The sequence below is a fragment of the Sphingomonas endophytica genome, from assembly GCF_014199415.1.
GTDB lineage: Bacteria > Pseudomonadota > Alphaproteobacteria > Sphingomonadales > Sphingomonadaceae > Sphingomonas > Sphingomonas endophytica.
Genome location: NZ_JACIJN010000004.1, coordinates 58,118 through 83,640, shown reverse-complemented (window position 1 = coordinate 83,640; position 25,523 = coordinate 58,118). Strand labels below are relative to the sequence as shown.

Sequence of the window (25,523 nt, the reverse complement as noted above, 5' to 3'; positions counted from 1 at the left end):
GCGAAGGCAGGGGTCCATGTCTGTGTCGTCCGGGTGGATGCCTGACACAGTACCCAACGTCGCTGTGTCACCCCGCGCTCATCCACTCGACAGCCATAGGCCCCTGCCTGCGCAGGGGCGACGGCGCTCGGGGGGCAGGGCGCGCGCCTAACCGGCGACGGTTACCCGATCAGCGCATCCGCGAGCAGCACCAGCATCTTGACGTCCATCGCCACGCCCGTTGCGCGCTTCTGCGCGACGAAGGCGGCGATTTCAGTGCGCGGCACCAGATGCACCTCGATATCCTCGTCGGCCTCGCCGCCGCCCTCGCCAACCCTGACCAGATCGTGCGCACGCACCAACGTGAAGCCCTCGCTGTTCATCCCAGGCGAGGAATGGAAGAATCCGAGTTCCTCGATCCGCCCGGCGCGATAGCCGGTTTCCTCCTCCAGCTCGCGCGCTGCTCCGACCGCGACCGCCTCGCCTTCGGTCTCGTCGCCGATCAGCCCGGCGGGGAGTTCGAGGCAGCGGCAGCCCAGCGGCACGCGATATTGCTCGACCAGCACCACGCGGTCGGCGTCGTCGATCGCGACGATCACCGCCGCCTGTATGCCGCGCTGGCGGGCGACGAACTCCCAGCCGCCCTGCTTGACGACCTTGATGTAGCGGCCTTCCCAGGCGGTTTCGGGCGGGAAGGCGGCGTCGCGGTGCGGATGGGTCATGCCGCCCGTTTATCGGCGCGGCGGCGCTTGGCGAAGCGAAAAACCGCGCCTAACCTCGGTCATATCGTGCAACAGGGAAGGAAGCCGAACATGCTCAAGGATTTCCGGGCGTTCATCGCGCGCGGCAACGTGCTGGACCTGGCGGTCGGCGTCATCATCGGCGGCGCGTTCGCGACCATCACCAAATCGCTGACCGACGACGTCATCATGCCGATCGTCGGCGCGCTGTTCGGCGGCTTCGACTTCTCCAGCTATTTCATCCGGCTCGGACCGGTGCCCGCCGACTATAAGGGCTCGCTCGCCAGCTACGCGCAGCTCAAGGCAGCGGGCGTGCCGTTGCTCGGCTATGGCGAGTTCATCACGGTCGTCATCAATTTCGTGATCCTCGCGTTCATCGTCTTCCTGCTGATGCGCAGCGTCAACAGGCTGATCGCGACCGTCGAGCGCGAGAAGGCCGCAGGCGATGCCGAGCCGGCCGCCGATCCCGCCGAGGTGGTGCTGCTGCGCGAGATCCGCGACGAGCTGAAGGCGCGCGGGCCGGTGCCGCCGCAGGTGTAACTGCCGTCGCCCTGCGAAGGCAGGGGCCTATGGCTGTCTCGTGATGCGGGCGGCTGACACAGCGGATTCGCTGCATGTGTCAGATCTATCGTGAGACGAGACAGACATGGGCCCCTGCCTGCGCAGGGGCGACGAAAGAAAAAGGGCCGGAGAGGATCGCTCCTCCCGGCCCTTTTTCTTGCCCGGCGTCAGCGATCAGTGCGTCTCGTGCACCTCGACGATGCCGCGCCCGAGATGGCTGTGGCCGCGGCTGTAGCCGAAGTAGATCACCAGCCCGACCGCGCCCCATACCGGCAGCACCAGCATCGCCGCCGAGGGCAGGTTGAAGAACAGGAACACGCAGCCGACGATCGTCAGCGGCCCGACCAGCCACAGCGCCGGGGTGCGGAAGCTGCGCGGCTGGTTCGGCGCGGTGCGACGCAGGATCATCACCGCCACTGCGACCATCGCGAAGGCGTAGAGCGTGCCGGCGTTGGCGATGTCGGCGAGTTGCCCGACCGGCAGGAACGCCGCGGCGAACGCCACGCCGACGCCGGTCATCGCGGTGACGATATGCGGCGTCTTCCACTTCGGGTGGACGGTCGACAGTCGCTCGGGGAGCAGGCCGTCGCGGCTCATCACGAAGAAGATGCGCGTCTGGCCGAACATCAGAATCAGGATCACCGACGGCAGCGCGACGAACGCGGCGATGCCGAGCAGGTTGCCCACACCCGACCAGCCGATCGTGCGCAGGACGTGCGCCAGCGCCTCGCCCGAGCAGACCAACGCGTCCTTATATTGCGGCAGCGCGCATTCGCGGGCCAATTCCTCGGAGCCGGCCGGGAACGGGATGCCGTTCGGCCCCATGATCGGCTGCCCGCCAATCGTGCCGATCGCGCCGGCCGCGACGAGGATGTAGAAGACGGTGCAGAACAGCAGCGACCCGATCAGCCCGATCGGCACGTTGCGTTGCGGGTCCTTGGTTTCCTCGGCGGCGGTCGAGACCGCGTCGAACCCGACATAGGCGAAGAAGATCGTCGCCGCCGCACCGACCGCGCCGACCCCGGTCCCGAAGCCGCCGAAGACGCCCGCGGGCAGGAACGGGTTGAAGCGATCGGTGCTGAAATAATCGCTTGGCAGCGTCAGCGCGACGAACGCGGTCAGCGCCGTCACCTTGATCGCGACCAGCACCGCGTTGACGCGCGCGCTCTCGGTGGTGCCGATCATCAGCAGCCAGGTGATGAGTAGCGCGATGACGATCGCCGGCAGGTTGATGAACCCGCCCGGCGCGCCGCCCAGCGCCAGCGGCGCCGCCGACAGCCACGATGGCAGATGCACGCCGAGGAACTGGTTGAGGATCGTGCCGGTAAAATAGCCCGACCAGCCGACCGCGACTGCGCTGGCGGCCACCGCATATTCGAGGATCAGCGCCCAGCCGACCGTCCAGGCGAGCAGCTCGCCCATCGTCGAATAGGTGTAGGTATAGGCCGATCCCGCCACCGGGATCATCGCCGCGATCTCGGCATAGCAGAGCGCGGCGACGATGCAGATCGCGCCGGCGATCGCGAAGGCGAGCATCAGGCCGGGGCCGGCTTTTTGCGCGCCCGCGGCCGTCAGCACGAAGATGCCGGTGCCGATCACGCAGCCGATGCCGAACAGCGTGAGCTGGAACCAGCCGAGCGTGCGATGCAGCGACTTTTTCTCGGCGGTGGCGATGATGGCGTCGAGAGGTTTGACGCGCCCGAATATCATGTAGGTCGAAGCCCCCGGAATATCAGATTTGACGGGAGCCTAGCGGCGGATCGCGGCTGCGCAATAGTGTTGCGTTACGATGACGGTTTCAATCGCGTCCGTCGTTCTGCACCAGCATGGGACCGAGCGCGCGTCCGGCAAGAATGTGGACGTGGAGATGCGGCACCTCCTGATGCGCGTCGCGCCCGGTGTTGGCGATCAGCCGATAGCCGCCCGCGACCAGCCCGGCGTCGCGCGCCGCCTGCCCGATCGCGCGGGTGAAGCTGACGATCTCCGCCTCGCTCGCATTGGCCGAGAAATCGTCCCAGCTGACGTAGCTGCCGCGCGGCACCGCCAGCAGGTGCGTCGGCGCCCAGGGCGCAATGTCGTGGAAGACGATCGTGTGCTCGTCCTCGTAGACGCGCTTCGACGGGATCTCGCCGCGCAGCAGCCGCGCGAAGATGTTGCCGTCGTCATAGGGCAAAGTGGCGTCGACGCTCATGCGCGGCTCCTTATTCGGCGCGGAAGGAGAGGGGAAGCGGGCCGCGCGCGGCCTTTTCCTCGTGCCCGCTCGTTCCTTCGCGCTGCGCCAGCTCGGCGCGGACGTCGTCGGGGGTCAGCCCGGCATCGGCGAGCAGCACGAACAGGTGATAGAGGAGGTCGGCGGCCTCGGGGACGATCGCGCGCGGGTTCGGCCCCATCGCGGCGATGACGATCTCGGTGGCTTCCTCGCCGATCTTCTGCGCGATGCGGGCGCGGCCGCGCGCGAACAGCGAGGCGGTGTACGAGCCATCGGTATCGGCGCCCTTGCGCGCGGCGATCGTCGCGAACAGCCGGTCGAACGTGTCGGGTGCGGTCATGGCGACGGGGTGCCGCGTCGCGCGGGCGGGGTCAATGCTTCCCCGCCCGCGCACGCGATGACGGGTCAGGCGCCCGGCGGGTAGCGCGACGGCCGGCCGGCCGTCGCGACCTTGCTCGCCTTGTGCCGGTCATAGGCTTTTTTCGCGACATAGGCGCCGCCGAGCGCCCAGCCGAGCGGGCCCATCCGCGTCACCGCGCGCGCGGCGACCGCGCCGAGGATCGCGCCGCCGGCCCCGCCGTCGCGCCCGCGCCGATCGAGTTCACGCCCGATCAGTCCACCCAAAATGCTGCGAATCATGCCTTGATCCTTTCCGATACGCTGTCACCGAGGATTTCGATTCCCTTCAGCACGCCCCAGCCGATCGCCCAGGTCGCCACCACCGGCAGCACGACCTTCAGGACGTTGGCGGTGATCGCGCCATACAATGCGCCGTCCGCGGCGCTGTCGTCGCCCGACATCGAGTCGATCGCGCCGCCAATCAGCGCGCCGATCGTGGTTGCACCCATGGTGATGACCCCTGTTCGTTTCGCATCAACAATGCCGGGGGAGCGGTGGGGTTCCGGGAAGCTGAGCAGACGTCAGATCATGATGAAATGACCAGTTGTCATTGCGAGCGTAGCGAAGCAATCCAGGGCCGGACCAGGACGCCCTGGATTGCTTCGCTACGCTCGCAATGACGAAGATTGGTTCAGGATCAGGAACGCCCCAGCATTGCCTCGGGCCGCACCACCCGGTCGAACGTCTCCGCATCGACCAGCCCCAGCGCCAGCCCTGCCTCCTTGAGCGTCAGCCCTTCCTCGTGCGCGTGCTTGGCGATCTTTGCGGCATTGTCGTAACCGATCTCGGGCGCGAGCGCGGTGACGAGCATCAGCGAGCGGTCGAGCAGGTCGCCGATCCGCGCCTCGTTGGCGGTCAGCCCCTCGACGCAGCGTTCGGCGAAACTGTTGCAGCCGGTCGCGAGCAGGTCGATCGAGCGCAGCACTCCCGCGCCGATCACCGGCTTGAAGACGTTGAGTTCGAGATGCCCCTGCGCGCCGCCGAACGTCACCGCGACATGGTTGCCGATCACCTGCGCCGCGACCATCGTCAGCATCTCGCATTGCGTCGGGTTGACCTTGCCGGGCATGATCGAGCTGCCCGGCTCGTTGGCGGGCAAATCGAGTTCGCCGAGCCCGCAGCGCGGGCCGGAGCCGAGCAGCCGGATGTCGTTGGCGATCTTGGTGCACGCCACCGCCAGTGTATTGAGCGTGCCCGACAGATGGACGAGCGGATCGTTGCTCGCCAGCGCCTCGAAGAAGTTCTCCGCCGGGCTGAACGCGATGCCGGTGATCGCGCCGAGTTCGGCGCAGATGTCGCGCGCGAAGCCGGCGGGAGCATTGAGCCCGGTGCCGACCGCGGTGCCACCCTGCGCGAGCCGGTCGGTGCCTTGCTCGACCGCCGGCCCGATGCGGGCGAGGCAACGCTCGAGCTGGTGCGCATAGCCGGAGAATTCGTCGCCGAGCGTCAGCGGGGTCGCGTCCTGCAAATGGGTGCGGCCGATCTTGACGAGGTCGCGCCATTGCTGCGCCTTGGCATCGAGCGCGGCGTGGAGCCGCTCGACCGCAGGCAACAGCCGCTGCCGCACCGCGATCGAACAGGCGATGTGGAGCGCGGTTGGGAAGCTGTCGTTCGAGGACTGGCCGCGGTTGACGTCGTCATTGGGGTGGACGGGCGACTTGCCGCCGCGCGTGCCGGTCAGGATCTCGTTGGCGCGGCCGGCGATCACCTCGTTGACGTTCATGTTGCTCTGCGTGCCGCTGCCGGTCTGCCAGATGACGAGCGGGAAGTGATCGTCGAGTTCGCCCGACGCGACTTCCTGCGCGGCCTGTTCGATCGCCTCGGCCTTGTCGGCGGCGAGCCCGTGGCGGCGGTTGACGCGCGCGGCGGCCTGTTTGACGAGCGCCAGCGCGTGGACGATCTCGATCGGCATCCGCTCGCGCGCGCCGAACGGGAAGTTTTCGAGGCTGCGCTCGGTCTGCGCCCCCCAATAGGCGTCGGCGGGGACGTCGATGGGGCCGATCGAGTCGGTTTCGGTGCGGGTGGCGTGGGTCATGCGGGGATAACTGGCCGGGCGGGCGGTTGTTGCGCAACCCGCTCCCCTCTCGTCATTCCCGCGAAGGCGGGAATCCAGACGCGCAGGTTCTCGCAAGGGCCGCTACGTCAGGGGTTCTGGATCCCCGCCTTCGCGGGGATGACGGAGGGGGCGGGGATAACGGGGGTGTGGCTCAGCCGATCCGCTTCGACAGGAAGAAGCGTGCCTCGCCGGGCGGATAGTCGTCGATCTGCCCGAACACGCCGTAACCCAGCTTCTCGTAGAAGCCGCGCGCCTGAAAGCTGAACGTGTCGAGCCAGATGCCGACGCAGCCCAGCCGCCGCGCTTCGTCCTCGACGGCGAGCATCAGCGCGCGCCCCTGTCCCTTGCCACGCGCTTCCGGCGGAAGCGCGAGATATTTGACGAACAGCCAGCGATAGCTCGCTTCCGCCCACAGGCCGCCGATCGCGGCGCCGGCGTCGTCGCGCAGGACCAACGCGACCTTGTGGCGCTCGGTCGGGCCGGCGGCGGCGTCGTTGTGCGCGGCGAGCGGGGCTAGGATCGCGTCGAGTTCGGCGTCGCCGGGGTTAGGGATGAAGTCGATCATGTGTCAGCCTTACTTCGTCGTCCCGGACTTGATCCGGGACCCCGCTTCTTCTGATCGCGGCAGAAGCGGGACCCCGGATCAAGCCCGGGGTGACGCCAACGGCAAAGGGCACGTCATGGGAGTAAATCCCACGACGTCGGACGCGGGCGTTGCCGCGCCGGCCGTGCCGATGCGTCGCGATGCGACCGCGGCGCACTGGTGCGCCGCTCGCATCGTCACTTCTTCCTTTTAAAGTCCACCGCCACGACGTTCGAGCCATCCTCGACCGGGGTCACGCTCGGGCCGTCGTTCTCGGCCGGATCGTGCGGGCCGGGGCCGTCGCCGGGGCCTTCCTGCGCCTGGAAGCGCAGCTCGAAATTGACCGTCGGGTCGTGGAAGCCGGTGATCGCCGAATAGGGGATGACCAGCTTCGACGGCACCTGGTTGAAGCTGAGGCCGACCGAGAAGCGCTCCTGATCGACGGTCAGGTCCCAGAAGCGGTTCTGGAGGACGATCGTCATCTCGTCCGGGAAGCGCTCGATCAACCGCTGCGGGATGTCGACCCCCGGCGCCTGCGTCTTGAAGGTGATGTAGAAGTGGTGCTCGCCCGGCAGGCCGCCCGACTCGGCCACGGTTCCCAGCACACGCCCCACGACCGCGCGCAGGGCTTCCTGCACGATTTCGTCATAGGGGATCAGGCTGTCGGGCAGCATATCGCTCATGGCCGCCATGGGTAGCGCGGTGCGCGCCCCGGTCAAGCATGCTTGGTAAGGTTACGCGGCAAGGTTGCCTGTGCAGCGCGGCGCGTTATGGACGACGCGATATGCGCACCGCCACGATCCGCCGCGACACTTCGGAGACGAAGGTCGCCGTCACCGTCAACCTCGACGGGACGGGCGTCTACGACGTGAAGACCGGCGTCGGCTTCTTCGACCATATGCTCGAACAGCTCTCGCGCCACGGGCTGATCGACCTGCACGTCCGCTGCGACGGTGACCTGCACATCGACGAGCACCACACCGTCGAGGATACCGCGCTGGCGATCGGCAGCGCGGTGGCGCAGGCGCTCGGCGACAAGCGCGGCATCCGCCGTTACGGGGATGCGCTGAGCCCGATGGACGAAACGCTGACCCGCGTCGCGCTCGATATTTCGGGACGGCCGTGGCTGGTGTGGCGTTCGCGGTTCTCGCAGGCGCGGCTGGGCGGCATGGATACCGAGATGTTCCAGCATTTCTTCCACAGCTTCGCGCAGAACGCCGGGATCACGCTGCACATCGAGACATTGTACGGCGACAACAACCATCACATCGCCGAAAGCATGTTCAAGGGGCTGGCACGCGCGCTGCGCGCCGCGGTCGAGATCGATCCGCGCAAGGCCGATGCGATCCCCTCGACCAAGGGGACGCTGTGACCGGGTTCCGCGCCGGCGGCGAGCTGTGCGTGGTGCTGCTCAGCTATGTGCGCCCGCTCGACGAGGTGGATGCGCAGATGGCGGCGCATGTCGCGTGGCTGGAGCAAGGGTTCGGACAGGGTGTGTTTCTCGTCGTGGGGCGGCGGACACCGCGCACCGGCGGGGTGATCGTGATGCGCGGCGCGCGCGCGGCGGTGGAACAGGTGGTCGCGACCGATCCGTTCGTGGCCAGCGGGGTCGCGACCGCCGAGGTCGTGCCGTTCAACGCCAGCTTCGCCGCGACCGAGCTGCACGGGTGGCTGGCATGACGCTCGCGCTGATCGACTATCAGGCCGGCAACCTGCACTCGGTCGAGAACGCGCTGCGCGCGGCGGGCTGCACCGATCTGACCGTCACCGCCGACCCCGAGGTGGTGCGGCGCGCCGATCGCATCGTGCTGCCCGGTGTCGGCGCGTTCGGCGCGTGCGCGGCGAATTTGCGCGCGGTGCCGGGGATGGTCGCGGCGCTGGAGGAGCGCGCGCTCGGGCAAGGCGCGCCGTTTCTCGGCATCTGCGTCGGGATGCAATTGCTTGCCGAGACCGGCGAGGAGCTTGGCGTCCATACGGGGCTTGGCTGGATCGCGGGCAGCGTGCGCCGGATCGACCCGGCGGGCAGCGACGCCAAGGTCCCGCACATGGGCTGGAACGACGTGGTGCCGACCGCCGGCCATCCGCTGATCGTCCCCGGCGAGGCCTATTTCCTTCACAGCTACGCCTTCACCGGCGCCGGCGTGGTCGCGACCACCGACCATGCCGGCCCGGTGACCGCCGCGGTCGCGCGCGACACGGTGCTCGGCGTGCAATTCCACCCCGAAAAGAGCCAGCGCTACGGCCTGGCGCTGCTCGAAAGGTTTCTGGCATGGCGTCCCTGATCGTCTTCCCCGCGATCGACCTCAAAGGCGGACAGGTCGTCCGGCTCGCCGAGGGCGATATGGCGCGCGCGACCGTCTATGGCGACGATCCCGCCGCGCAGGCGCGCGCCTTCGCGGCGGCGGGTGCGACGCACCTGCACGTCGTCGATCTCGACGGCGCGTTCGCGGGCGAGAGCGTCAACGGCGAGGCGGTGCGCGGGATCGTCGCGGCCTTCCCCGGCAAGGTGCAGCTCGGCGGCGGCATCCGCACGCCCGAGGCGGTCGAGGCATGGCTCGATCTCGGCGTCGCGCGGGTGGTGATCGGCACCGCCGCGCTGGAGCAACCGGAGTTCGTGCGCGACATGGCGGCGCGCTATCCCGGCCATATCGTCGTCGCGGTCGACGCGCGCGACGGGATGGTCGCGACCAAGGGCTGGGCGGAGGTCTCGACCACCAGCGTCGCCGATCTCGCACGGCAGTTCGAGGATGCGGGCGTCGCGGCAGTATTGTTTACCGACGTCGGGCGCGACGGGTTGCTCAAGGGCTGCAACGTCGCCGCGACCGTCGCGCTGGCGCGTGACGTTCGCATTCCCGTGATCGCCAGCGGCGGGGTCGCGGACATCGACGACATTCACCAACTCGCCGCGCATGCCGATGACGGCGTCGAGGGCGTCATCACCGGGCGCGCCTTGTACGACGGGCGGCTCGACCTCGGCGACGCGCTGCGGGTGGCGGGACGCTGACCGGCGTGAGGGCCGGGCACATCGGCGCGGTGCTGGCGCGCGCCGACCGCTTCCTGCTGCTGCTGATCGCGACCGTCGCGCTCGCCGCGGTGCTGCCGGCGCGTGGGCAAGCGGCGGTGTGGGTCGAACATGGCACCACCGTCGCCGTGGCGTTGCTATTCCTGCTGTACGGCGCGCGGCTCGCGCCGCAGGCAATCTGGGCGGGGCTGGCGCAATGGCGGTTGCAGCTGCTGGTGTTCGCCAGCACCTTCCTGCTGTTCCCGCTGATCGGCCTCGGCGTCGCGGCGGCGACGCACGCGTGGCTTCCCGCGCCGATCGTCACCGGGCTATTGTATCTCTGCCTGCTGCCGTCGACCGTCCAGTCGTCGATCGCCTTCACCTCGATCGCGCGCGGCAACGTGCCCGCGGCGCTGTGCAGCGCGTCGCTGTCGAACCTCGTCGGCGTGGTCATCACCCCGTTGCTGGTCGCGCAATTGCTCGCGACCGCCAGCGGCGGGCTGTCGCTCGACGCGTTGCGCGACATCGCCCTGCAGATCCTGCTGCCGTTCGTCGTCGGGCAGGCGATCAGGCCGTGGGCGCAAGGCTGGCTGCTCGCGCATCCGCTGCTGACCAAGGTGGTCGATCGCGGATCGGTGCTGGTGGTCGTCTATGCCGCGTTCGGCGCGGGGGTGGTCGCGGGATTGTGGCACCATGTCTCGCCGCTCACGTTGGTGGCGATCGTGCTCGTCTCGCTGGTGATCCTCGCGATCGTGATCGCTGCGATGACGCTTGCGTCGCGCGCCTCGGGGTTCACGGTGCCCGACGAGATCGCGACCGTCTTCTGCGGCTCGAAGAAGAGCATGGCGAGCGGCATCCCGATGGCGGCGATCCTGTTCCCGTCGCACAGCGTCGGGCTGGTCGTGCTGCCGCTGATGATCTTCCATCAGGTGCAATTGTTCGTCTGCGCATGGCTGGCGCGGCGCTATGCGGAGCGGGCTGACCAAAACGGGTGACGCGGGTGCTGGGTGGCGCGTGCGCAGGGCGCTAATACTATCGTCATGATCGCCGCCTTGCTGCTCGCCGCTGCCGCCACGCCGACGCTGGAGGAGATCATGCGGCTGCCGCCCGCGACGGCGGGCGAGCTGGCGCTCGCCGGTTATCCGCACGAGCCGATCGTGGAGGTGCGGCACGTAGGCGATGCGCTCCCGCCGCCCGGAACGACCGAGCTGACGATGGTCGAGCGTGCGACCGCACTGCCCGGCGGAGGCTGTCTGCGCCATTATTGGCGTGTGTCCTTCAGTCGTCTTCATTCCGACGACACGGGGGGACCGCAATATCTGGACGTCGACCGGGCTCGATCACGTCCCGAAGTCGCGCTCGGCAGTGGCGCTGGCTGCCCGACAGGAGGCTATGTCGGGACGCACCCCGACCTTGCTCCCGCCGTTGCCATCGCTGAACTCACGCGCTTGCACGAGTGGCGCGCCGGGCATGGCGCCCCGCGCTATCGCTGTACCGACCGTACCGGATCGCGATTGTGCGTGACGGCGGCAGGGCTCCGTCGCGAACTCGCGCGCGTGCAGCCATGGATGATCTTACGCGAGCAAAACGAGATCGTGATGTGGATGGGTCAGCGCGGCGCTATTGTGACCGAGCTTCGCTACGTGCCAGGCGACCAAGTGACGACCGCGACTGTCACGCGCTTCATCCCCGCGCCCTTCTGACCCGCTTGCCCCGCCGCCGCCGCGCGGGCATGAGCCGCGCATGACCGTTCGCGCCCGTGTGATCCCGTGCCTCGACGTTGCCGGCGGGCGCGTCGTCAAAGGCGTCAATTTCGTCGATCTGGTCGATGCCGGCGATCCCGTCGAACAGGCGCGCGCCTATGACGCGGCGGGGGCCGACGAACTCTGCTTCCTCGACATCACCGCGAGTCATGAGGCGCGCGGCACGATCCTCGACGTCGTGCGGCGGACCGCGGCGGTGTGCTTCATGCCGCTGACCGTCGGGGGCGGGGTGCGCACCGCCGAGGATGCGCGCGCGCTGCTGCTGGCGGGGGCGGACAAGGTCGCGGTCAATTCCGCCGCCGTCGCGCGCCCCGAGGTGGTCGCCGACATCGCCGAGCGGTTCGGCAGCCAGTGCTGCGTCGCCAGCGTCGATGCGCGGCGTAGCGGGGACGGCTGGGAGGTGTTCACGCACGGCGGGCGGCGCGCGACCGGGATCGACGCGGTCGAACACGCGCTGCGGCTCGCCGAGCTGGGCGCGGGCGAGTTGCTGGTGACCTCGATGGACCGCGATGGGACCAAAGGGGGCTATGATCTCGACTTGATCCGCGCGATCGCCGACCGCACCGCGGTGCCGGTGGTGGCGAGCGGCGGGGTCGGGTCGCTGGACGATCTGGTCGCAGGGGTGGTCGAGGGGCATGCCTCGGCGGTGCTGGCGGCGTCGATCTTCCATTTCGGTCAGGCGACGGTGGCGGAGGCGCATGACGCGCTGGCGGCGGCGGGGGTGCCGGTACGGGCGCCGTTGCGGTAGGCGGGGGCGTTTGCCGAGATAAATGGCTAACACGGCAGTGGGTGCAGGTTAGTTTTGCTAATCAGCCATCTAAATTGCTCTTGTGGTCTAAAGCTACACGGCGCACAATGAGTGTCGTGAAATCCGATCACCCTGTTTTTCTAACGCTGCGTGATTACGAATGGAGTGCTATCTCTTCGATCGCGACGGCTTTGGCGGTAATAGTTGCCTTAGTTGTTCCACTCGGAATCAATTTGCATCAACTGCTAAGAAATGCGAAAGTTGCGGCCGACGCGGATAGGCGGAGCGCTATCCATGTAGCAGAGGCGTGTCATGAAGCCACTGCTATACTTATGGAGACGAGGCGAGCTTTCAACATTTCTTGGAAGGCCGATAATTTCGATTCTGATCTATGGACTCGTGCATTACGCCATGTAGCGATTCGCGCTGCTCGTAGATCGGAGATGCTCCGGATTGTGGCAAGCCAGCCAGACAGAAATCATTTGTCGATATCGTGCGCACTTGCCTCGGCTGAAGCAATGGACATAATCGCAAGCGTTTGGGATGATTATTCGTTAATTCGAGGTGTTGATGCTGAGCGAGGCCTTGCGGCCGCAATCGAGTATGTCAATGAGATACTAATGGCGATGCAGATGGATTTGAATGACCTGCTCTCGCACGCTTCAGTCAATTATAATGTTGGTCCAGAACCGCGATTCTTCACTAGTGTTTACGATCAAACGCCCTAGAGATAAAACAGCATTGTATTTTTGCTGGGTGGCCGCGTTTATAACCAAGTCTTCAAATAAATCGTAGTGGCGAGGTGAGCCTCGTGGCAAGGCATGTAAATCCGGTACATCGTCTTCGATTGAACGGCTCACGCGAGTCGACGTGCTCCTTTGATTAGATCAGGTCATTTATGCTCAGCGGATGCCAAGTGGATTGATAGCCTCTTTGAGGCGATCACAGCCACGCAGCACCCGCATGTTCCCCCAGTCGCGGGCTCGGGCGCGCCGCCACCGCGCGTTCGCCGTCGTAGCGGATTGGTGAGGCGAGCCCCGGCACCCCAGCCATCGCCAGTTGCATCCCGCGCGCAATCACCTGCGGGTCGGCGAAAACCTGATCGATGCGGTTGACCGGGCCGACCGGCACCCCCGCCGCCTCCAGCGCGGCGAGCAGGTCGGCGGCGCGCCATAGGACAGTGCGCGCCACCAGCAGCGGGAGCAAAACGGCGCGGTTCGCCACGCGCGCCGGATTGGTCGCGAACCGCGCGTCGTCCGCCAGTGTTGGCACTTTCAGTACCGCGCACAGCTTCGCGAACTGGCGATCGTTGCCGACCGCGACGATCAGGTCGCCGTCGCTCGTCGGGAAGCTCTGATACGGCGCGAGATTGGGGTGGCCGTTGCCGAGCCGCTGCGGCACCACGCCGCTCGCCATCCAGTTGAGCGCCTGATTGGCGAGCACCGCGACCTGCGTGTCGAGCAGCGCCATATCGATATGCGTGCCGACCCCGCTCGATGCGCGCGCGACCACCGCGGCGAGGATCGCGACCGTCGCATAGACGCCGGTGAACAGATCGGCGTGCGCGACGCCGCCCTTCTGCGGGGGGCCGTCGGGCTCGCCGGTGATCGACATCATTCCGCCCATCCCCTGGATGATGAAGTCGTAACCGGCGCGCTGCGCATAGGGACCGTCCTGCCCGAAACCGGTGATCGAACAGACGATCAGCCGCGGATCGGCGGCGCGCAGGCTGGCGGGGTCGAGGCCGTATTTGGTCAGCCCGCCGACCTTGTAATTCTCGATCACCACATCCGCCCCGGCGGCGAGCGCGCGCACCTGCGCCTGTCCCTCGGAGGTGGCGATGTCGATCGCGACCGAGCGCTTGCCGCGGTTGCAGGCGTGATAATAGGCCGCCGAGCCGCGCTCGCCCGGCGTGTCGGCGACGAACGGCGGGCCCCAATGGCGGGTGTCGTCGCCCTCGCCGGGGCGCTCGACCTTGATGACGTCCGCGCCGAGATCGGCGAGCAACTGCCCGGCCCATGGGCCGGCGAGGATACGCGCGAGTTCGAGGACGCGCAGGCCGGCGAGGGGGCGGATGGTCATGCGCTTCGGTCTAGCGGCGACGGCGACGCCTTGAAACCGTCCCTGATCGCCGCCTAAGACCCCGCCCACAGTCACGAAGAGGTTGCCCCATGAAGACCCGCGCCGCCGTCGCGTTCGAGGCGAAGAAGCCGCTGGAGATCGTTGAGCTGGATCTCGAAGGCCCGAAGGCCGGCGAGGTGCTGGTCGAGATCATGGCGACCGGCATCTGCCACACCGATGCCTATACGCTCGACGGGCTCGACAGCGAGGGGCTGTTCCCCAGCGTGCTCGGGCACGAAGGCTGCGGCATCGTGCGTGAGGTCGGCGCGGGCGTGACCAGCGTGACGCCGGGCGATCACGTCATCCCGCTCTACACCCCCGAATGTCGCCAGTGTAAGTCGTGCCTCAGCGGCAAGACCAATTTGTGCACCGCGATCCGCGCCACGCAGGGGAAGGGCTTGATGCCCGACGGCACGACGCGTTTCAGCTACAAGGGGCAGTCGATCTACCATTATATGGGCTGCTCGACCTTCTCGAACTTTACCGTGCTGCCCGAGATCGCGGTCGCGAAGATTCGGCCCGACGCGCCGTTCGACACCAGCTGCTATATCGGCTGTGGCGTCACCACCGGGGTCGGCGCGGTGGTCAACACCGCCAAGGTGGAGGTCGGCGCGACGGTGATCGTGTTCGGGCTCGGCGGGATCGGGCTCAACGTTATCCAGGGCGCGAAGCTGGCCGGCGCGGCGCGGATCGTCGGGGTCGACATCAACCCCGATCGCGAAGCGTGGGGGCGGCAGTTCGGGATGACCGATTTCGTCAATCCGAAAGACGTCGGCGACGTCGTCCAGCATCTGGTCGCGCTGACCGATGGCGGCGGGGATTATACGTTCGACTGCACCGGCAACACGGTCGTGATGCGGCAGGCGCTGGAGAGCGCGCATCGCGGCTGGGGCGAGTCGATCGTGATCGGGGTCGCCGAGGCGGGCAAGGAGATCAGCACGCGGCCGTTCCAGCTCGTCACCGGGCGCGTCTGGAAGGGCACCGCGTTCGGCGGCGCGCGCGGGCGGACCGACGTGCCGAAGATCGTCGACTGGTATATGAACGGGATGATCCAGATCGATCCGATGATCACGCATCGGCTGACGCTCGACGAGATCAACAAGGGCTTCGACCTGATGCATGCCGGCGAGAGCATCCGCAGCGTCGTGGTTTACTGAGGGAGGGACGACGATGTTCAGTCATGTGATGGTCGGATCGAACGACGTGGCCCGGTCGAAGAAATTCTACGACGCGCTGTTCGCCGCGCTGGGTGGACGCGAGGGGCGGCAGGACGAGAAGGGCCGCGTCGTCTATGCGCATGACGGCGCGCTGTTCATGATCTCGCGCCCGATTGACGGTGAGCCGGCGTGCCACGCCAATGGCGGGACGATCGGTTTCCGAATGAGCGGGCCGGAGCAGGCGCAGGCGTGGCACGACGCGGGCGTGGCCAATGGCGGCACCGCGATCGAGGACGCGCCGGGGGTGCGCACCAGCCCGTTCGGGCAACTTTATCTCGCCTATCTGCGCGATCCGGACGGCAACAAGCTGTGCGGGGCGTATCGCGTGCCGGCGTGAGTGCTGGCCGTCATCGCGAGCGTAGCGAAGCAGTCCAGGGCGTCCTGATCCGGCACTGGAGCGCTTCGCTAGGCTCGCAATGACGACGTATTTTCGTCATCCCGGACTTGATCCGGGAGCCCGCTTTTCTTCTCAACCGAAGTAGAAGCGGGGCCCCGGATCAAGTCCGGGGCGACAGAGTGGGGGAGGGCTCCCTCCCATCATCCACCCGCACTCCGAAGCAGACCGGCCTTGAAAGGATCATCCATGGAAACCGTCTCCACCGCGCGCGCGCATGGCGGGACGCAGGGCGTGTACCGCCATCGCTCGAGCGCGACCGGCACCGACATGACCTTCTCGGTTTATGTCCCCGATCACGCGCCGGGCGCGACGCTGCCGGTGGTCTGGTACCTGTCGGGGCTGACCTGCACCCACGCCAATGTCACCGACAAGGGCGAGTTCCGCCGCGCCTGCGCCGAGCACAAGCTGATCTTCGTCGCGCCCGACACCAGCCCGCGCGGCGACGACGTGCCCGACGAGGAGGCATGGGATTTCGCCAAGGGCGCCGGCTTCTACGTCGACGCGACCGAGGCGCCATGGGCGACGCATTACCGCATGTGGTCCTATGTCACCGCCGAACTGCCCGCGTTGATCGGCGAGCACTTCCCCGCCGATATGGCGCGCCAGTCGATCATGGGACATTCGATGGGCGGGCATGGCGCGCTGACCGTCGCGCTGCGCCACCCCGGCCGGTTCCGCGCCGTTTCCGCCTTCGCACCGATCGTCGCGCCGACTCAGGTGCCGTGGGGCAAGGCGCTCGACCGCTATCTCGGCGACGACGCTGCCGCCAAGCGCCGCCACGATGCGGTCGCGCTGATCGAAGATGGCGCGCGCGTGCCGGAAATCCTGATCGATCAGGGCGATGCCGATTCGTTCCTTGCCGGGCAACTCCGCCCCGAATTGCTGGCGACCGCCTGCGCCGACGCCGGAATCGACCTGACGTTGCGGATGCAGCCGGGCTACGACCACAGCTATCACTTCATCTCGACCTTCATGGCCGATCAGCTCGCGTGGCACGCGGCGCGGCTGCGCGCTTGACGTCTCCAGCGCGGCTGCGCGCTTGACGCAAGCGGGCGGGGCGGGGCATCAGCCCCCATGCCCGATCGCCTCCCCGCCGACCCGCACCACATGAAGCGTCGCGGATTGTTGTTCGTCCTGTCCTCGCCTTCCGGCGCGGGGAAGTCGACGATCGCGCGGATGCTGCTCGCCAGCGAGCCCGAACTGTCGCTGTCCGTGTCCGCCACCACCCGCGCGATCCGCCGCGGCGAGGAGGACGGGCGCGATTACCATTTCGTCTCGCTGGACAAATTCCGCGAGATGGCGGCGAATCACGAATTTCTCGAATGGGCGCACGTCTTCGATCAGCGGTACGGCACGCCGCGCGCGCCGGTCGACGCGATGCTGTCGGACGGCAAGGACGTGCTGTTCGACATCGACTGGCAGGGCGCGCAGCAGCTCCACCAGATCGCAGGCGGCGACGTGGTGCGGGTGTTCATCCTGCCGCCGTCGATGGAGGAACTGCGCCGCCGGCTGGAGGGCCGCGCCACCGACGCGCAGGAGATCATCGAGCGCCGGATGAGCCGCGCCGATGCCGAGATCAGCCACTGGGACGGCTATGACTATGTGCTGGTCAACGACGATGTCGAGAGCTGCTACGCCAAGGTGAAGACGATCCTCGCCGCCGAACGGCTCAAGCGCTCGCGTCAGACCGGGCTGATCGGCTTCATCCGGAAGCTGCGCACGCCGGCGGGGTAGGAGCCGCTAACAAGTATAAGTTCAAGGCCGCGTCACACTCCTGCGTTGCTTGGCTGCGGCATCAACCTTCGGGCGACAGATGCGGATCGACGGCTGACAGGCTATCCCGATTGTCGAGCAGCGGGTGATATTTTCACCGACCGTACAGGCGCGGCAGACGCGCTTCACGTCGGTACAGGAGGTCGTCGTCGCGAGCGTGAGGGCCATGGTCACGAGCATCGTCGCTCTTCCTACGATGGGGGTAGGGCTTTGCTTGGAAAGCCGGGGGCGGTGTATTGTCGTGCTGCTGCCGCAGAACGATCGGCCTTAGAGAACGACGGAAATCGTCAGCCGGTATCCGTCTCCGCGCGCTGGCGAAGAGCCTTGTTCATGGCTTTCATTCCTTGCTCCACCTTCTCGAAAGTGGTTGAGCCGACCAGCCCGACCAGAAGACCGCTAAATGTTTCGCCTTGTGTGAACAGGGTGCCAGACCCCACCGGCTTCAATGTGAAATAATGTTCACCGTCCAAAAGGCCCGGCAGGATCAGCCTGCCTCGCCAGCGAAGTTCGTGGCCTCTTCGGGCTGCCAAGACCGTTGGCCTGAACGACATGGGCTTGCCACCGGGAGGGCAAATGCGAATTTACAGGCTAGTGCCAGATACTGGTGATCCCGACGCCGCTCGGATGAACGGGTTCCAGACCGCGTATAATGAGAAATCTGTTAGTACATTCCATATCTTGTCGGGATGAGCTGCAATCGTGATTGCGGATGAGATGTCTTTCATCGCATTTCTGCCGGCTCGCGTCCTGCCGCTACTCTACAATTGTTTGGTGTTGCTGCAAGGCTATTTGGTTGGATCGAGTCCGTGAAAGATAAGGGCCTGTGAATTTCCGATTAAAACGCGTTTTCGTTGTGGTTGACCGGTTTGACGACCATCTGAGTCAACGGTGACACAGGTCAGTTCGGTAGCTTTCTGCCCATCATCGTCTTCACGCGTCCTTCAACTGACCTCGACCAACGACAGAAACCGCGCCGCCGCGTCATAGTCGCGCCGCTTACCCGCGCGCGCTTGCGCGGCGAGCGGGTCCTCGCCCCAGCGTTCGGCCTGCCAGTCCTCGTCGACCATCGCCGCAGTCCATAGTGCGTCCGGCGTCACCGCGCCCTCCGCGAGCGCCAGCGCGCCCACCAACGTGCCGGTCAGCGTTACCAGCGGCGACAGCGACGCGAGCGTGAAGGCGTCGCGACTCGCCACCGCCTCGCCCAGCCGGGCGATCGTGGCGGGCGGCTGCGCGCGGTGCATCACGCCGGTGACGATCTCGAAATGCACGTCGTAGCGGTCGCGCGCCCAGTCGAGCAGCGGGTCCCATGCCGCCGCCTGCCGCGCGACCAGCTCGGCGGGTGCATCGGCGCGATAGCAGAGCAGGTCGCTCTCGGCATAGGCGGCGAGCCCGGCGGCAAACCCGTCCGGCGCCGGGGCGATGCGGTCGATCGCGGCATTGGCGAGCCCGGTCAGCGGCATCGCGCGCGGGTCGAGCGTCTCGCCGACCGCGCGCCACTCGTCCGCCACCGCCTCGGCCAGCGCCAGCGTCGGCAGCGCGAGCGGCGCGCGCCCCGGGGTCCGCACCGGGCGCGAGTCGAGCCGGATCGCGCGGTCGGCGTCCACCGCCACCTCGGTCCAGAAACGCTTCACTTCGGACTCCTCCACCGCCGCGCCAGCGCGCGCGGCACGGTGGCGATCATCCACAGCGCGCTGACCACGATCGCCACGCCCAGCAACTTCGGCCCCAATGTCTGCGCGCGCCCGAGCAACACCACACCGAGCAGCGCGCCGGCGGTACCCGCCAGCCGCGTCGCGACGATCGCCGCCCAGCGCGCGCGTGCCGGATCGCTCATGCCGCCAGACACGCCGCCAGACACTGGGGCAGCTCGGCGCAGCGGTGCGCGACGCGCGCCGCCCCGGCCTGCCACAGCGCTTCCTCGTGGTGATAGCCCCAGCTCACGCCGATCGCGCGCGCACCCGCCGCGCACGCCATCGTCATGTCGAACGTCGTGTCGCCGATCATCGCCGTCATATGGGGCAATGCGCCGGCCTGCGCCATCGCGGCGTGCAGCATCGCGGGATCGGGCTTGGAGGGATGCCGGTCGGCGGTCTGGAGCGTGACGAACCGATCGGCGAGGCCGTGGACCGCCAGCACATGCGCGAGGCCGCGGTCCGACTTGCCGGTCGCGACGCCGAACGACCAGCCGTCCGCCGCCAGCACGTCGAGCGCTTCGACCAGCCCGTCGTAGAGCGGTTCGGCATCGAGCTCGCCGGTCTCGCGCATCCGGCGAAAGATCATCTTGTACGCATCGGTCAGCGCCAGATGCACCGCCGGGTCGAGACCTGGCGCGAGCAACGCCATCGCCTCGACGAGGCTCAATCCGACGATCGCGCGGATCGCCGGGCGCGGCGGGGCGACCAGCCCGAGCGCGGCGAAGGCGTGTTCCATGACGCGGCAGATGTTGGCCTGGCTGTCGACGAGCGTGCCGTCGCAATCGAAGACGGCGAGTCGGATGGGCATGAAAATGCCTGTTAGTCGGCGAAGCGTGGGAGGCAAGCGGCGAGGCGCGCGTTAACGACTTCGTGACGGACCGAAGCTATGGTTAATCGCGCACGGACGCCGGGGGGCGTGCACAACTCTAGCCGGAGCCGAGGGGCGGGTAATGATCGAAGCCGTTGCACTAACGTATGGAATGCTGCTGAGTTTCGTGCTGACGGGCGCATCGCGCAACCGCAAGCTGGAGCGCGCGAACCCGCCGATGCTCAACTATATCGGTTACGTGCTGTTCGGGATCACCTGCTCGGTGGCGATGATGGCGGCGACCTATGCGGCGTGGGGCGTTATCTCCGATTCGGCGGCGGCGATCTGATCGCTCCCTTTTCGTCATTGCGAGCGTAGCGAAGCAATCGAGGGCGTTCTGGTCCGGCGCTGGATCGCTTCGCTACGCCCGCAATGACGAGAGAAGTTACCCGCGCTTGCGCGCCTGCGCATAGGTGCCCAGCACGCGCACCCATTTCGCGTGAAAGCCCAGCTCCTCCATCGCGCGGTCGAAGGCCGGGTCGCCGGGGCGGCCCTCGACGTCGCAATAGAATTCGGTCGCCGCGAAGCTGCCGCCGGTTTGATAGCTTTCCAGCTTGGTCATGTTGACGCCGTTGGTCGCGAACCCGCCCATCGCCTTGTAGAGCGCGGCGGGGACGTTCTTCACCGCGAAGATGAAGGTCGTCATCCACGGCCCCTCGCCCGACAGCGATCGCGCGCCGCGCGCCAGCGTGACGAAGCGCGTGGTATTGTGGTCGGCATCGGCGATGTCGGTGGCCAGCAGTTCCAGCCCGTAGATCGCCGCCGCGCCCGGCGGAGCGAGCGCCGCGATGCGCGGGTCGCGCAGCTCCGCGACCACCGCCGCCGCGCCCGCGGTGTCGGGGTAATTGACCGGCGCGATCCCGTGCGCCTTCAGCCAGTGGCGGCATTGCCCGAGCGCCTGCGGATGGCTCATCGCCTGTTGCACGCCGTCGCGCGGGCCGCAGCCGATCAGCGCGTGGCGGATGCCGAGGAAATGCTCGCCGGTGATGACCAGCCCGGATTCGGGGAGCAGGAAATGCATGTCGGCGACGCGGCCGTGCAGCGAATTCTCGATCGGGATGATCGCGCAATCGGCCGCGCCGGTCTTCACCGCGTCCAGCGCATCCTCGAAGCTGAAGCACGGCAGCGGCAGCGCGTCGGGAAAGGCTTCCTGCGCCGCGACATGGCTGTTCGCGCCCGGCGCGCCCTGAAATGCGACCGCGCGCCCCGGCTCGGCGGCGGCGGCGGCGGCCATGGCGGCGACGATCGGGCGGGCAGGCGCGGCGTAACTTTGCATGGCCGCGTGGCCTAGAAGAGCATGCCGCGCCGCTCAAGCGCTTGCGATGCGCGGGAGCCCTTTCTATGGAACGCTGAAGGAAGAGGGGCGAAACGGCGACATGGACGATCGGACCAACACGATTTTCGGCTGGGCGCTGGCGGCGGCGGGGACGGCTTTGGGGCTGTCGATCGCGGGCGGCATGCTGTTCCACGGCGAGCGCCCCGAGAAGCCGGGCTATGCGATCGAGGGTGTCGAGGAGGCTGGCGGCGGCGGCGCGGCTGCCGCCGTGCCGATCGCTTCGCTGCTCGGCAGCGCCGACCCGGCCAAGGGCGCCGAGGTCTTCAAGAAGTGCGCGGCCTGCCACACGATCAATCAGGGCGGCGCCAATGGCATCGGCCCGAACCTGTACGGCACGCTGGGCGAGCCGATCGGGCAGGGCAAGGGCGGGTTCGCCTTCTCCGACGCGCTGAAGAGCGTCGGCGGCAATTGGGACTTCGAGAAGATGAACGCGTGGCTGACCAGCCCGCGCAAATTCGCCAACGGCACGAAGATGACCTTCGCCGGGCTCGGCAATGCCGAGGACCGCGCGAACATCATCGCCTATCTGAACCAGCAGGGCTCGAACCTGCCGCTGCCGGCCGCACCGGCGGCGGGTGCGGCGGCGCCGACCGACCCGGCGGTGGCGAACGTCACCGAGGCGACCAAGGGCGACACCGCCGACCTCGCCAACACCGGGACCCCGGCCTCGGGCGCGCCGTCGATCGATCCGGCGGCCAAGGAAGACAAGGGGCTCGGCGTCGTACCGCCGGCCAAGCAGTAAGCGTTTCGTCTTTGCGAGCGTAGCGCGGCAATCCAGGGCGTCCTGATCCGGCCCTGGATTGCTTCGCTACGCTCGCAATGACGGCTATTCTTTCGTCGCCCCGGACCCTTCGACAAGCTCAGGAGAGCCTTGATCCGGGGCCCCGCTTCTTTCCTCGTGCGCGGGAGAAGAAGCGGGGCCCCGGGTCGAGCCCGGGGCGACGTGTGAAGGGGGGAGGTCGCGCCCTCAGGCTGCACCCCTTCCGATCCGCGCTTTACTCGCGCAGGAAGAGGCGGTGTCCCGGATTACGTCCGGGACGACGCTGCGATCACCCCGCCGCCAGCCACGCCGCGACCTGCGCCGCGATCGGGGCGAACACGCGGTCGTCCGTCCCCGCGGCCGGCGGCTGGCCGGCATCCGAGGCGGTGCGGATCGCGATATCGAGCGGCACGCGGCCCAGAAAGGCGATCCCCGCCTCGCGCGCCGCCGCCTCCGCGCCGCCATGGCCGAACGGGTCCGACACCTCGCCGCAATGCGGGCAGGCATAGCCGGCCATATTCTCGACCAGCCCGATGATCGGCACGCCCGCCTTCTCGAACAGGTCGATCGCGCGGCGCGCGTCGATCAGCGCGAGATCCTGCGGGGTCGAGACGATCACCGCGCCGGCCGGGCGGTGCTTCTGGACCATCGTCAACTGCACGTCGCCGGTGCCCGGCGGCAGGTCGACCACCAACGTATCGGTCGCGCCCCAGTGGGCGTCGATCAATTGCCCCAAGGCACCTGCGGTCATCGGACCGCGCCACGCGATCGCGCGGCCGGGCTCGACCAATTGCCCCATCGACAACAGCGGCACGCCATAGGGCGTCGCGACCGGCAGCAACACTTTGTCGCGCGCCTCGGGCCGCGTGCCCTCGACCGCCATCAGCCGCGGCTGCGACGGGCCGTAGATGTCGGCGTCGACCAGCCCGGTGCGCCGCCCGGCCTTCGCCAGCGCGATCGCGAGATTGGCGGACAGCGTCGACTTGCCGACGCCGCCCTTGCCGCTGGCGACCGCGACGATGCGGCGCGCGACGCGCTCGGCGGTGACGACGGTGCGCACCTCATAGCCGGGGCGCGCCGCCGCCATCCGCACGCTCGCCTCCAGCGCGTCGCGCGTCGGGGCGTCGAGCCCGGCGGCGTCGATCACCACGCCGATCCGCTGCCCCTCGATTCGCACCGTGGCGCGGGTTCCGGCCACCGCGGCGACGGCTGCTGCCACTTCTTTCTCGTCCATGAGGGCGATCCGTAGGCGCGTACAGGCCGCTTGCCACTGTTTTTCGTGAACAGCGCACCTATAAAGACCAACATGACCATCCTGCGACGCTGGCTCCGGCGCCCGATCATCCTTGCTGCCGACAACAATGGACCGTGGGGAGGCGGCGGCGACAACAGTGCCGGCCCGCGCAACCCATGGTCGGTGCCGCCGGGTGGCCGACGCGCGTCGACCAAGCCAACCGCGCTCGACGAATTTCTCAAGAAGACCCGCGTCGGCGGCGGTGGCGGCGGGGGCGGCGGCGGTCGCCCGCAGCTGCCGCTCGGCGCGTCGGCGCGGACGCTGTGGCTGATCGGCGTCGGGCTGCTGGTCGCGGTGTGGCTGCTGCTGACGTCCTTCCACCAGATCGGGCCGCAGCAGCGCGGGGTCGTCACCTATTTCGGCAAATATTCGGGGATGCTGGAGCCCGGCATCCGCGTCACCCTGCCCGCGCCGATCGTCAACGTGACCAAGGTCGACGTCGAGCAGGTCCGCACCGACGAATTCCCGCAGGACGGCGGGGAGGCGGTGCTGACCGGCGACCAGAACATCATCGATCTCGCCTATACGGTGCGCTGGCGGGTGTCCGATCCGCGCAATTACGTGTTCGAGATCAAGGACCCGCAGGAAACCGTGCGCGCGACCGCCGAAAGCGCGATGCGCGCGGTGCTGGCCACCACGCGGATGAACGACGCGATCGGGGCAGGGCGCGGGCTGATCGAGGCGCGCGTCACGCAGACGATGCAGCAGATCCTCGACAGCTATCAGACCGGGGTGCGCGTGCAGGGCGTGTCGATCAAGCAGGCGTCGCCGCCCGCGGCGCTGGTCGACGACTTCAACGCCGTCACCGCCGCGCAGCAGGAAGCGGTCGGCAACCTCAACAACGCCCGCAGCTATTCGCAGCAGGTGATCGCGCGCGCGCAGGGCGAGGCGTCGGCCTTCGACCAGGTCTATGCGCAATATCGCCTCGCTCCCGAGGTGACGCGCCGCCGCATGTATTATGAGACGATGGAGGCCGTGCTGGCCAAGACCGACAAGACGATCGTCGAAACGCCTGGCGTAACCCCGTATCTGCCGCTCGATCGCGCGCGCAAGCTGGTCGAGCCGGCGCAGGGGACCACGACGACCACCACTACGTCTCCCGCGCAGGGAGGGCAGCGCTGATGAGCCAGTTGACGCGTAACCCGATCGCGATCGGGATGGTGGCGCTGTTGCTGGCGATCCTTGCCGCGGCGACCTTCGCGATCGTGCCCGAGACGCAGCAGGCGGTGGTCCTGCGGCTCAACAATCCCGTCCGGCTGGTCAACCAGTGGCAGCCGGGGCAGACGATCGGCAACACCGGCGCGGGCGTGATCGCGCGCGTGCCGTTCATCGACAAGATCGTCTGGGTCGACAAGCGCGTCCTCGACGCCGATCTCGACAATACGCTGGTGCTGTCGACCGATCAGTTGCGGCTCAACGTCGATGCCTATGCGCGCTTCCGGATCGTCGATCCGCTCAAGGCGGTGACCTCGACCGGCAGCACCTCGAACACCGAGGAGCGCGTCGCCGACCAGCTGCGTCCGCTGCTCGGCACCGCGCTGCGCAACGAACTCGGCAAGGTGACGTTCGCGGTGCTGCTCAGCCCCGAGCGTGGTGCGGTGATGGATGCGATCCAGAACTCGCTGCAGGGCTCGGCACGCCAATATGGCGCGGAGATCGTCGATGTGCGGATCAAGCATGCCGACCTGCCCGAGGGCAGCCCGCTCGACAGCGCGCTCCAGCGGATGCGCACCGCGCGTCAGCAGGAGGCGAACACGATCCGCGCGCAGGGCCAGAAGCAGGCGCAGATCGTCCGCGCCGAGGCCGATGCGCAGGCGGCGCGCATCTATGCCGAGGCCTTCAGCAAGGACGCTGATTTCTATGACTTCTATCGCGCGATGCAGAGCTATCGCCACACGTTCGGGGCCGATGGCGGGGCGCAGCCGGAAGGTTCGACCAATATCATCATGAGCCCGAACAATGGCTATCTTCGTGCGTTCGAGGGTGGCGGTCGTTAATCGGCGATGAGCGCGGCGTTCATATTC

35 protein-coding genes are annotated in these 25,523 nt (G+C 67.7%); 17 read left to right on the top strand and 18 right to left on the bottom strand.

Annotation, left to right across the window (positions count from 1 at the left end; translation table 11 throughout):
- Window positions 1-161: 161 nt before the first annotated feature.
- Window positions 162-701: an NUDIX hydrolase gene (locus FHS97_RS07435; RefSeq protein WP_184035280.1), complete on the bottom strand. Its 540-nt coding sequence runs from the start codon at window positions 699-701 to the stop codon at window positions 162-164.
- Window positions 702-791: 90 nt separating this feature from the next.
- Here FHS97_RS07435 and mscL point away from each other — a divergent pair, with 90 nt between their 5' ends.
- Window positions 792-1,259 carry a large conductance mechanosensitive channel protein MscL gene (gene mscL, locus FHS97_RS07430; protein ID WP_184035277.1) on the top strand — a complete coding sequence of 156 codons (468 nt, stop codon included), beginning with the start codon at window positions 792-794 and terminating at the stop codon, window positions 1,257-1,259.
- 195 nt (window positions 1,260-1,454) lie between these two features.
- Here the strand turns inward: mscL and FHS97_RS07425 are convergent, their stop codons facing one another.
- The 8 genes from FHS97_RS07425 to FHS97_RS07390 form a co-directional block, all read right to left on the bottom strand.
- Window positions 1,455-2,990, bottom strand: a complete 1,536-nt coding sequence (locus FHS97_RS07425) for an amino acid permease (RefSeq protein ID WP_184035273.1) — start codon at window positions 2,988-2,990, stop codon at window positions 1,455-1,457.
- Between the two features lie 88 nt (window positions 2,991-3,078).
- Entirely contained in the window at window positions 3,079-3,471 is a 393-nt protein-coding gene (locus FHS97_RS07420; protein ID WP_184035270.1) for an HIT domain-containing protein, read from the bottom strand.
- 10 nt (window positions 3,472-3,481) lie between these two features.
- Entirely contained in the window at window positions 3,482-3,829 is a 348-nt protein-coding gene (locus tag FHS97_RS07415; protein ID WP_184035267.1) for a phosphoribosyl-ATP diphosphatase, read from the bottom strand.
- A gap of 65 nt (window positions 3,830-3,894) precedes the next feature.
- Window positions 3,895-4,128 carry a hypothetical protein gene (locus FHS97_RS07410; protein WP_184035265.1) on the bottom strand — a complete coding sequence of 78 codons (234 nt, stop codon included), beginning with the start codon at window positions 4,126-4,128 and terminating at the stop codon, window positions 3,895-3,897.
- Window positions 4,125-4,337, bottom strand: a complete 213-nt coding sequence (locus tag FHS97_RS07405; protein WP_184035263.1) for a hypothetical protein — start codon at window positions 4,335-4,337, stop codon at window positions 4,125-4,127. The genes FHS97_RS07410 and FHS97_RS07405 overlap by 4 nt, the downstream gene beginning before the upstream one ends.
- A gap of 188 nt (window positions 4,338-4,525) precedes the next feature.
- The gene (gene fumC, locus FHS97_RS07400; RefSeq protein WP_184035261.1) at window positions 4,526-5,923 is read right to left on the bottom strand and encodes a class II fumarate hydratase; all 1,398 of its coding nucleotides are present in this window, start codon (window positions 5,921-5,923) and stop codon (window positions 4,526-4,528) included.
- Between the two features lie 172 nt (window positions 5,924-6,095).
- Window positions 6,096-6,509: a GNAT family N-acetyltransferase gene (locus tag FHS97_RS07395; RefSeq protein ID WP_184035259.1), complete on the bottom strand. Its 414-nt coding sequence runs from the start codon at window positions 6,507-6,509 to the stop codon at window positions 6,096-6,098.
- 215 nt (window positions 6,510-6,724) lie between these two features.
- A complete protein-coding gene (locus FHS97_RS07390) occupies window positions 6,725-7,210 on the bottom strand; it encodes an SspB family protein (RefSeq protein WP_028966722.1) in 486 nt (161 codons plus the stop codon).
- 101 nt (window positions 7,211-7,311) lie between these two features.
- Here FHS97_RS07390 and hisB point away from each other — a divergent pair, with 101 nt between their 5' ends.
- The 8 genes from hisB to FHS97_RS07350 all read left to right on the top strand — a co-directional run bounded on the left by hisB (window position 7,312) and on the right by FHS97_RS07350 (window position 12,767).
- On the top strand, window positions 7,312-7,899 hold the full coding sequence (gene hisB, locus FHS97_RS07385; RefSeq protein WP_184035257.1) for an imidazoleglycerol-phosphate dehydratase HisB: 588 nt from the start codon (window positions 7,312-7,314) through the stop codon (window positions 7,897-7,899).
- Window positions 7,896-8,207: a YciI family protein gene (locus FHS97_RS07380; protein WP_343053393.1), complete on the top strand. Its 312-nt coding sequence runs from the start codon at window positions 7,896-7,898 to the stop codon at window positions 8,205-8,207. Before hisB ends, FHS97_RS07380 begins: the two co-directional genes overlap by 4 nt.
- Window positions 8,204-8,809 carry an imidazole glycerol phosphate synthase subunit HisH gene (gene hisH, locus FHS97_RS07375; protein ID WP_184035255.1) on the top strand — a complete coding sequence of 202 codons (606 nt, stop codon included), beginning with the start codon at window positions 8,204-8,206 and terminating at the stop codon, window positions 8,807-8,809. The genes FHS97_RS07380 and hisH overlap by 4 nt, the downstream gene beginning before the upstream one ends.
- Window positions 8,797-9,531 (top strand): 1-(5-phosphoribosyl)-5-[(5-phosphoribosylamino)methylideneamino]imidazole-4-carboxamide isomerase, encoded by a 735-nt coding sequence (gene hisA / locus FHS97_RS07370; RefSeq protein WP_184035253.1) that lies wholly within the window; start codon window positions 8,797-8,799, stop codon window positions 9,529-9,531. Before hisH ends, hisA begins: the two co-directional genes overlap by 13 nt.
- A gap of 5 nt (window positions 9,532-9,536) precedes the next feature.
- Window positions 9,537-10,523 (top strand): bile acid:sodium symporter family protein, encoded by a 987-nt coding sequence (locus FHS97_RS07365; protein WP_425506296.1) that lies wholly within the window; start codon window positions 9,537-9,539, stop codon window positions 10,521-10,523.
- A 45-nt stretch (window positions 10,524-10,568) separates the two neighbouring features.
- On the top strand, window positions 10,569-11,231 hold the full coding sequence (locus tag FHS97_RS07360) for a hypothetical protein (RefSeq protein ID WP_184035251.1): 663 nt from the start codon (window positions 10,569-10,571) through the stop codon (window positions 11,229-11,231).
- 40 nt (window positions 11,232-11,271) lie between these two features.
- Complete coding sequence (gene hisF / locus FHS97_RS07355) at window positions 11,272-12,039, top strand: imidazole glycerol phosphate synthase subunit HisF (RefSeq protein WP_184035249.1); 768 nt, start codon at window positions 11,272-11,274, stop codon at window positions 12,037-12,039.
- Between the two features lie 116 nt (window positions 12,040-12,155).
- Window positions 12,156-12,767, top strand: a complete 612-nt coding sequence (locus FHS97_RS07350) for a hypothetical protein (protein WP_184035247.1) — start codon at window positions 12,156-12,158, stop codon at window positions 12,765-12,767.
- A 214-nt stretch (window positions 12,768-12,981) separates the two neighbouring features.
- Here the strand turns inward: FHS97_RS07350 and FHS97_RS07345 are convergent, their stop codons facing one another.
- Window positions 12,982-14,121, bottom strand: a complete 1,140-nt coding sequence (locus FHS97_RS07345) for a CaiB/BaiF CoA transferase family protein (RefSeq protein ID WP_184035245.1) — start codon at window positions 14,119-14,121, stop codon at window positions 12,982-12,984.
- Window positions 14,122-14,210: 89 nt separating this feature from the next.
- Between FHS97_RS07345 and FHS97_RS07340 the strand changes: the two genes are divergently transcribed.
- From FHS97_RS07340 to gmk, 4 genes are all read left to right on the top strand, one after another.
- The gene (locus FHS97_RS07340; RefSeq protein WP_184035243.1) at window positions 14,211-15,317 is read left to right on the top strand and encodes an S-(hydroxymethyl)glutathione dehydrogenase/class III alcohol dehydrogenase; all 1,107 of its coding nucleotides are present in this window, start codon (window positions 14,211-14,213) and stop codon (window positions 15,315-15,317) included.
- A gap of 13 nt (window positions 15,318-15,330) precedes the next feature.
- Window positions 15,331-15,714, top strand: a complete 384-nt coding sequence (locus tag FHS97_RS07335) for a VOC family protein (RefSeq protein WP_184035241.1) — start codon at window positions 15,331-15,333, stop codon at window positions 15,712-15,714.
- A 246-nt stretch (window positions 15,715-15,960) separates the two neighbouring features.
- Window positions 15,961-16,791 carry an S-formylglutathione hydrolase gene (gene fghA, locus FHS97_RS07330; protein WP_184035238.1) on the top strand — a complete coding sequence of 277 codons (831 nt, stop codon included), beginning with the start codon at window positions 15,961-15,963 and terminating at the stop codon, window positions 16,789-16,791.
- Between the two features lie 57 nt (window positions 16,792-16,848).
- Window positions 16,849-17,508, top strand: coding sequence for a guanylate kinase (gene gmk / locus FHS97_RS07325; protein ID WP_184035235.1), 660 nt, complete (start codon window positions 16,849-16,851; stop codon window positions 17,506-17,508).
- Window positions 17,509-17,529: 21 nt separating this feature from the next.
- On the opposite strand, the gene FHS97_RS07320 is transcribed toward gmk, so the two are convergent.
- From FHS97_RS07320 to FHS97_RS07300, 6 genes are all read right to left on the bottom strand, one after another.
- The gene (locus FHS97_RS07320; RefSeq protein WP_184035233.1) at window positions 17,530-17,727 is read right to left on the bottom strand and encodes a hypothetical protein; all 198 of its coding nucleotides are present in this window, start codon (window positions 17,725-17,727) and stop codon (window positions 17,530-17,532) included.
- Window positions 17,728-17,834: 107 nt separating this feature from the next.
- A complete protein-coding gene (locus FHS97_RS17250) occupies window positions 17,835-18,098 on the bottom strand; it encodes an SRPBCC domain-containing protein (protein ID WP_221233188.1) in 264 nt (87 codons plus the stop codon).
- Window positions 18,099-18,128: 30 nt separating this feature from the next.
- On the bottom strand, window positions 18,129-18,272 hold the full coding sequence (locus FHS97_RS17765; protein ID WP_221233187.1) for an SRPBCC family protein: 144 nt from the start codon (window positions 18,270-18,272) through the stop codon (window positions 18,129-18,131).
- A gap of 216 nt (window positions 18,273-18,488) precedes the next feature.
- Complete coding sequence (locus FHS97_RS07310; RefSeq protein ID WP_184035231.1) at window positions 18,489-19,178, bottom strand: ATP12 family protein; 690 nt, start codon at window positions 19,176-19,178, stop codon at window positions 18,489-18,491.
- Window positions 19,175-19,381 (bottom strand): hypothetical protein, encoded by a 207-nt coding sequence (locus FHS97_RS07305; protein WP_184035229.1) that lies wholly within the window; start codon window positions 19,379-19,381, stop codon window positions 19,175-19,177. Before FHS97_RS07305 ends, FHS97_RS07310 begins: the two co-directional genes overlap by 4 nt.
- Window positions 19,378-20,049 carry an HAD-IA family hydrolase gene (locus FHS97_RS07300; protein ID WP_184035227.1) on the bottom strand — a complete coding sequence of 224 codons (672 nt, stop codon included), beginning with the start codon at window positions 20,047-20,049 and terminating at the stop codon, window positions 19,378-19,380. The genes FHS97_RS07305 and FHS97_RS07300 overlap by 4 nt, the downstream gene beginning before the upstream one ends.
- A 172-nt stretch (window positions 20,050-20,221) precedes the next feature.
- Here FHS97_RS07300 and FHS97_RS07295 point away from each other — a divergent pair, with 172 nt between their 5' ends.
- Window positions 20,222-20,398, top strand: a complete 177-nt coding sequence (locus tag FHS97_RS07295) for a hypothetical protein (RefSeq protein ID WP_246346526.1) — start codon at window positions 20,222-20,224, stop codon at window positions 20,396-20,398.
- 96 nt (window positions 20,399-20,494) lie between these two features.
- Here the strand turns inward: FHS97_RS07295 and FHS97_RS07290 are convergent, their stop codons facing one another.
- Window positions 20,495-21,385, bottom strand: coding sequence for a prephenate dehydratase (locus tag FHS97_RS07290; RefSeq protein ID WP_184035223.1), 891 nt, complete (start codon window positions 21,383-21,385; stop codon window positions 20,495-20,497).
- Between the two features lie 100 nt (window positions 21,386-21,485).
- Here FHS97_RS07290 and FHS97_RS07285 point away from each other — a divergent pair, with 100 nt between their 5' ends.
- Window positions 21,486-22,187 carry a c-type cytochrome gene (locus FHS97_RS07285; RefSeq protein WP_184035749.1) on the top strand — a complete coding sequence of 234 codons (702 nt, stop codon included), beginning with the start codon at window positions 21,486-21,488 and terminating at the stop codon, window positions 22,185-22,187.
- A gap of 307 nt (window positions 22,188-22,494) precedes the next feature.
- Here the strand turns inward: FHS97_RS07285 and FHS97_RS07280 are convergent, their stop codons facing one another.
- Window positions 22,495-23,439, bottom strand: coding sequence for an Mrp/NBP35 family ATP-binding protein (locus tag FHS97_RS07280; RefSeq protein WP_184035221.1), 945 nt, complete (start codon window positions 23,437-23,439; stop codon window positions 22,495-22,497).
- Window positions 23,440-23,511: 72 nt separating this feature from the next.
- Between FHS97_RS07280 and hflK the strand changes: the two genes are divergently transcribed.
- Window positions 23,512-24,621, top strand: a complete 1,110-nt coding sequence (hflK, locus tag FHS97_RS07275) for a protease modulator HflK (protein ID WP_184035219.1) — start codon at window positions 23,512-23,514, stop codon at window positions 24,619-24,621.
- Window positions 24,621-25,496, top strand: a complete 876-nt coding sequence (gene hflC / locus FHS97_RS07270) for a protease modulator HflC (RefSeq protein ID WP_184035216.1) — start codon at window positions 24,621-24,623, stop codon at window positions 25,494-25,496. Before hflK ends, hflC begins: the two co-directional genes overlap by 1 nt.
- The last annotated feature ends 27 nt before the right edge of the window (window positions 25,497-25,523 follow it).

Excerpts from the sequence above, each read along its gene's own strand:
- FHS97_RS07435 (WP_184035280.1), bottom strand. The coding sequence starts at position 701 with ATGACCCATCCGCACCGCGACGCCGCCTTCCCGCCCGAAACCGCCTGG.
- mscL (WP_184035277.1), top strand. The coding sequence starts at position 792 with ATGCTCAAGGATTTCCGGGCGTTCATCGCGCGCGGCAACGTGCTGGAC.
- FHS97_RS07425 (WP_184035273.1), bottom strand. The coding sequence starts at position 2,990 with ATGATATTCGGGCGCGTCAAACCTCTCGACGCCATCATCGCCACCGCC.
- FHS97_RS07420 (WP_184035270.1), bottom strand. The coding sequence starts at position 3,471 with ATGAGCGTCGACGCCACTTTGCCCTATGACGACGGCAACATCTTCGCG.
- FHS97_RS07415 (WP_184035267.1), bottom strand. The coding sequence starts at position 3,829 with ATGACCGCACCCGACACGTTCGACCGGCTGTTCGCGACGATCGCCGCG.
- FHS97_RS07410 (WP_184035265.1), bottom strand. The coding sequence starts at position 4,128 with ATGATTCGCAGCATTTTGGGTGGACTGATCGGGCGTGAACTCGATCGG.
- FHS97_RS07405 (WP_184035263.1), bottom strand. The coding sequence starts at position 4,337 with ATGGGTGCAACCACGATCGGCGCGCTGATTGGCGGCGCGATCGACTCG.
- fumC (WP_184035261.1), bottom strand. The coding sequence starts at position 5,923 with ATGACCCACGCCACCCGCACCGAAACCGACTCGATCGGCCCCATCGAC.
- FHS97_RS07395 (WP_184035259.1), bottom strand. The coding sequence starts at position 6,509 with ATGATCGACTTCATCCCTAACCCCGGCGACGCCGAACTCGACGCGATC.
- FHS97_RS07390 (WP_028966722.1), bottom strand. The coding sequence starts at position 7,210 with ATGAGCGATATGCTGCCCGACAGCCTGATCCCCTATGACGAAATCGTG.
- hisB (WP_184035257.1), top strand. The coding sequence starts at position 7,312 with ATGCGCACCGCCACGATCCGCCGCGACACTTCGGAGACGAAGGTCGCC.
- hisH (WP_184035255.1), top strand. The coding sequence starts at position 8,204 with ATGACGCTCGCGCTGATCGACTATCAGGCCGGCAACCTGCACTCGGTC.
- hisA (WP_184035253.1), top strand. The coding sequence starts at position 8,797 with ATGGCGTCCCTGATCGTCTTCCCCGCGATCGACCTCAAAGGCGGACAG.
- FHS97_RS07360 (WP_184035251.1), top strand. The coding sequence starts at position 10,569 with ATGATCGCCGCCTTGCTGCTCGCCGCTGCCGCCACGCCGACGCTGGAG.
- hisF (WP_184035249.1), top strand. The coding sequence starts at position 11,272 with ATGACCGTTCGCGCCCGTGTGATCCCGTGCCTCGACGTTGCCGGCGGG.
- FHS97_RS07345 (WP_184035245.1), bottom strand. The coding sequence starts at position 14,121 with ATGACCATCCGCCCCCTCGCCGGCCTGCGCGTCCTCGAACTCGCGCGT.
- FHS97_RS07340 (WP_184035243.1), top strand. The coding sequence starts at position 14,211 with ATGAAGACCCGCGCCGCCGTCGCGTTCGAGGCGAAGAAGCCGCTGGAG.
- FHS97_RS07335 (WP_184035241.1), top strand. The coding sequence starts at position 15,331 with ATGTTCAGTCATGTGATGGTCGGATCGAACGACGTGGCCCGGTCGAAG.
- fghA (WP_184035238.1), top strand. The coding sequence starts at position 15,961 with ATGGAAACCGTCTCCACCGCGCGCGCGCATGGCGGGACGCAGGGCGTG.
- gmk (WP_184035235.1), top strand. The coding sequence starts at position 16,849 with ATGCCCGATCGCCTCCCCGCCGACCCGCACCACATGAAGCGTCGCGGA.
- FHS97_RS07320 (WP_184035233.1), bottom strand. The coding sequence starts at position 17,727 with ATGCTCGTGACCATGGCCCTCACGCTCGCGACGACGACCTCCTGTACC.
- FHS97_RS17250 (WP_221233188.1), bottom strand. The coding sequence starts at position 18,098 with ATGTCGTTCAGGCCAACGGTCTTGGCAGCCCGAAGAGGCCACGAACTT.
- FHS97_RS17765 (WP_221233187.1), bottom strand. The coding sequence starts at position 18,272 with ATGAAAGACATCTCATCCGCAATCACGATTGCAGCTCATCCCGACAAG.
- FHS97_RS07305 (WP_184035229.1), bottom strand. The coding sequence starts at position 19,381 with ATGAGCGATCCGGCACGCGCGCGCTGGGCGGCGATCGTCGCGACGCGG.
- FHS97_RS07300 (WP_184035227.1), bottom strand. The coding sequence starts at position 20,049 with ATGCCCATCCGACTCGCCGTCTTCGATTGCGACGGCACGCTCGTCGAC.
- FHS97_RS07295 (WP_246346526.1), top strand. The coding sequence starts at position 20,222 with ATGCTGCTGAGTTTCGTGCTGACGGGCGCATCGCGCAACCGCAAGCTG.
- FHS97_RS07290 (WP_184035223.1), bottom strand. The coding sequence starts at position 21,385 with ATGCAAAGTTACGCCGCGCCTGCCCGCCCGATCGTCGCCGCCATGGCC.
- FHS97_RS07285 (WP_184035749.1), top strand. The coding sequence starts at position 21,486 with ATGGACGATCGGACCAACACGATTTTCGGCTGGGCGCTGGCGGCGGCG.
- FHS97_RS07280 (WP_184035221.1), bottom strand. The coding sequence starts at position 23,439 with ATGGACGAGAAAGAAGTGGCAGCAGCCGTCGCCGCGGTGGCCGGAACC.
- hflK (WP_184035219.1), top strand. The coding sequence starts at position 23,512 with ATGACCATCCTGCGACGCTGGCTCCGGCGCCCGATCATCCTTGCTGCC.
- hflC (WP_184035216.1), top strand. The coding sequence starts at position 24,621 with ATGAGCCAGTTGACGCGTAACCCGATCGCGATCGGGATGGTGGCGCTG.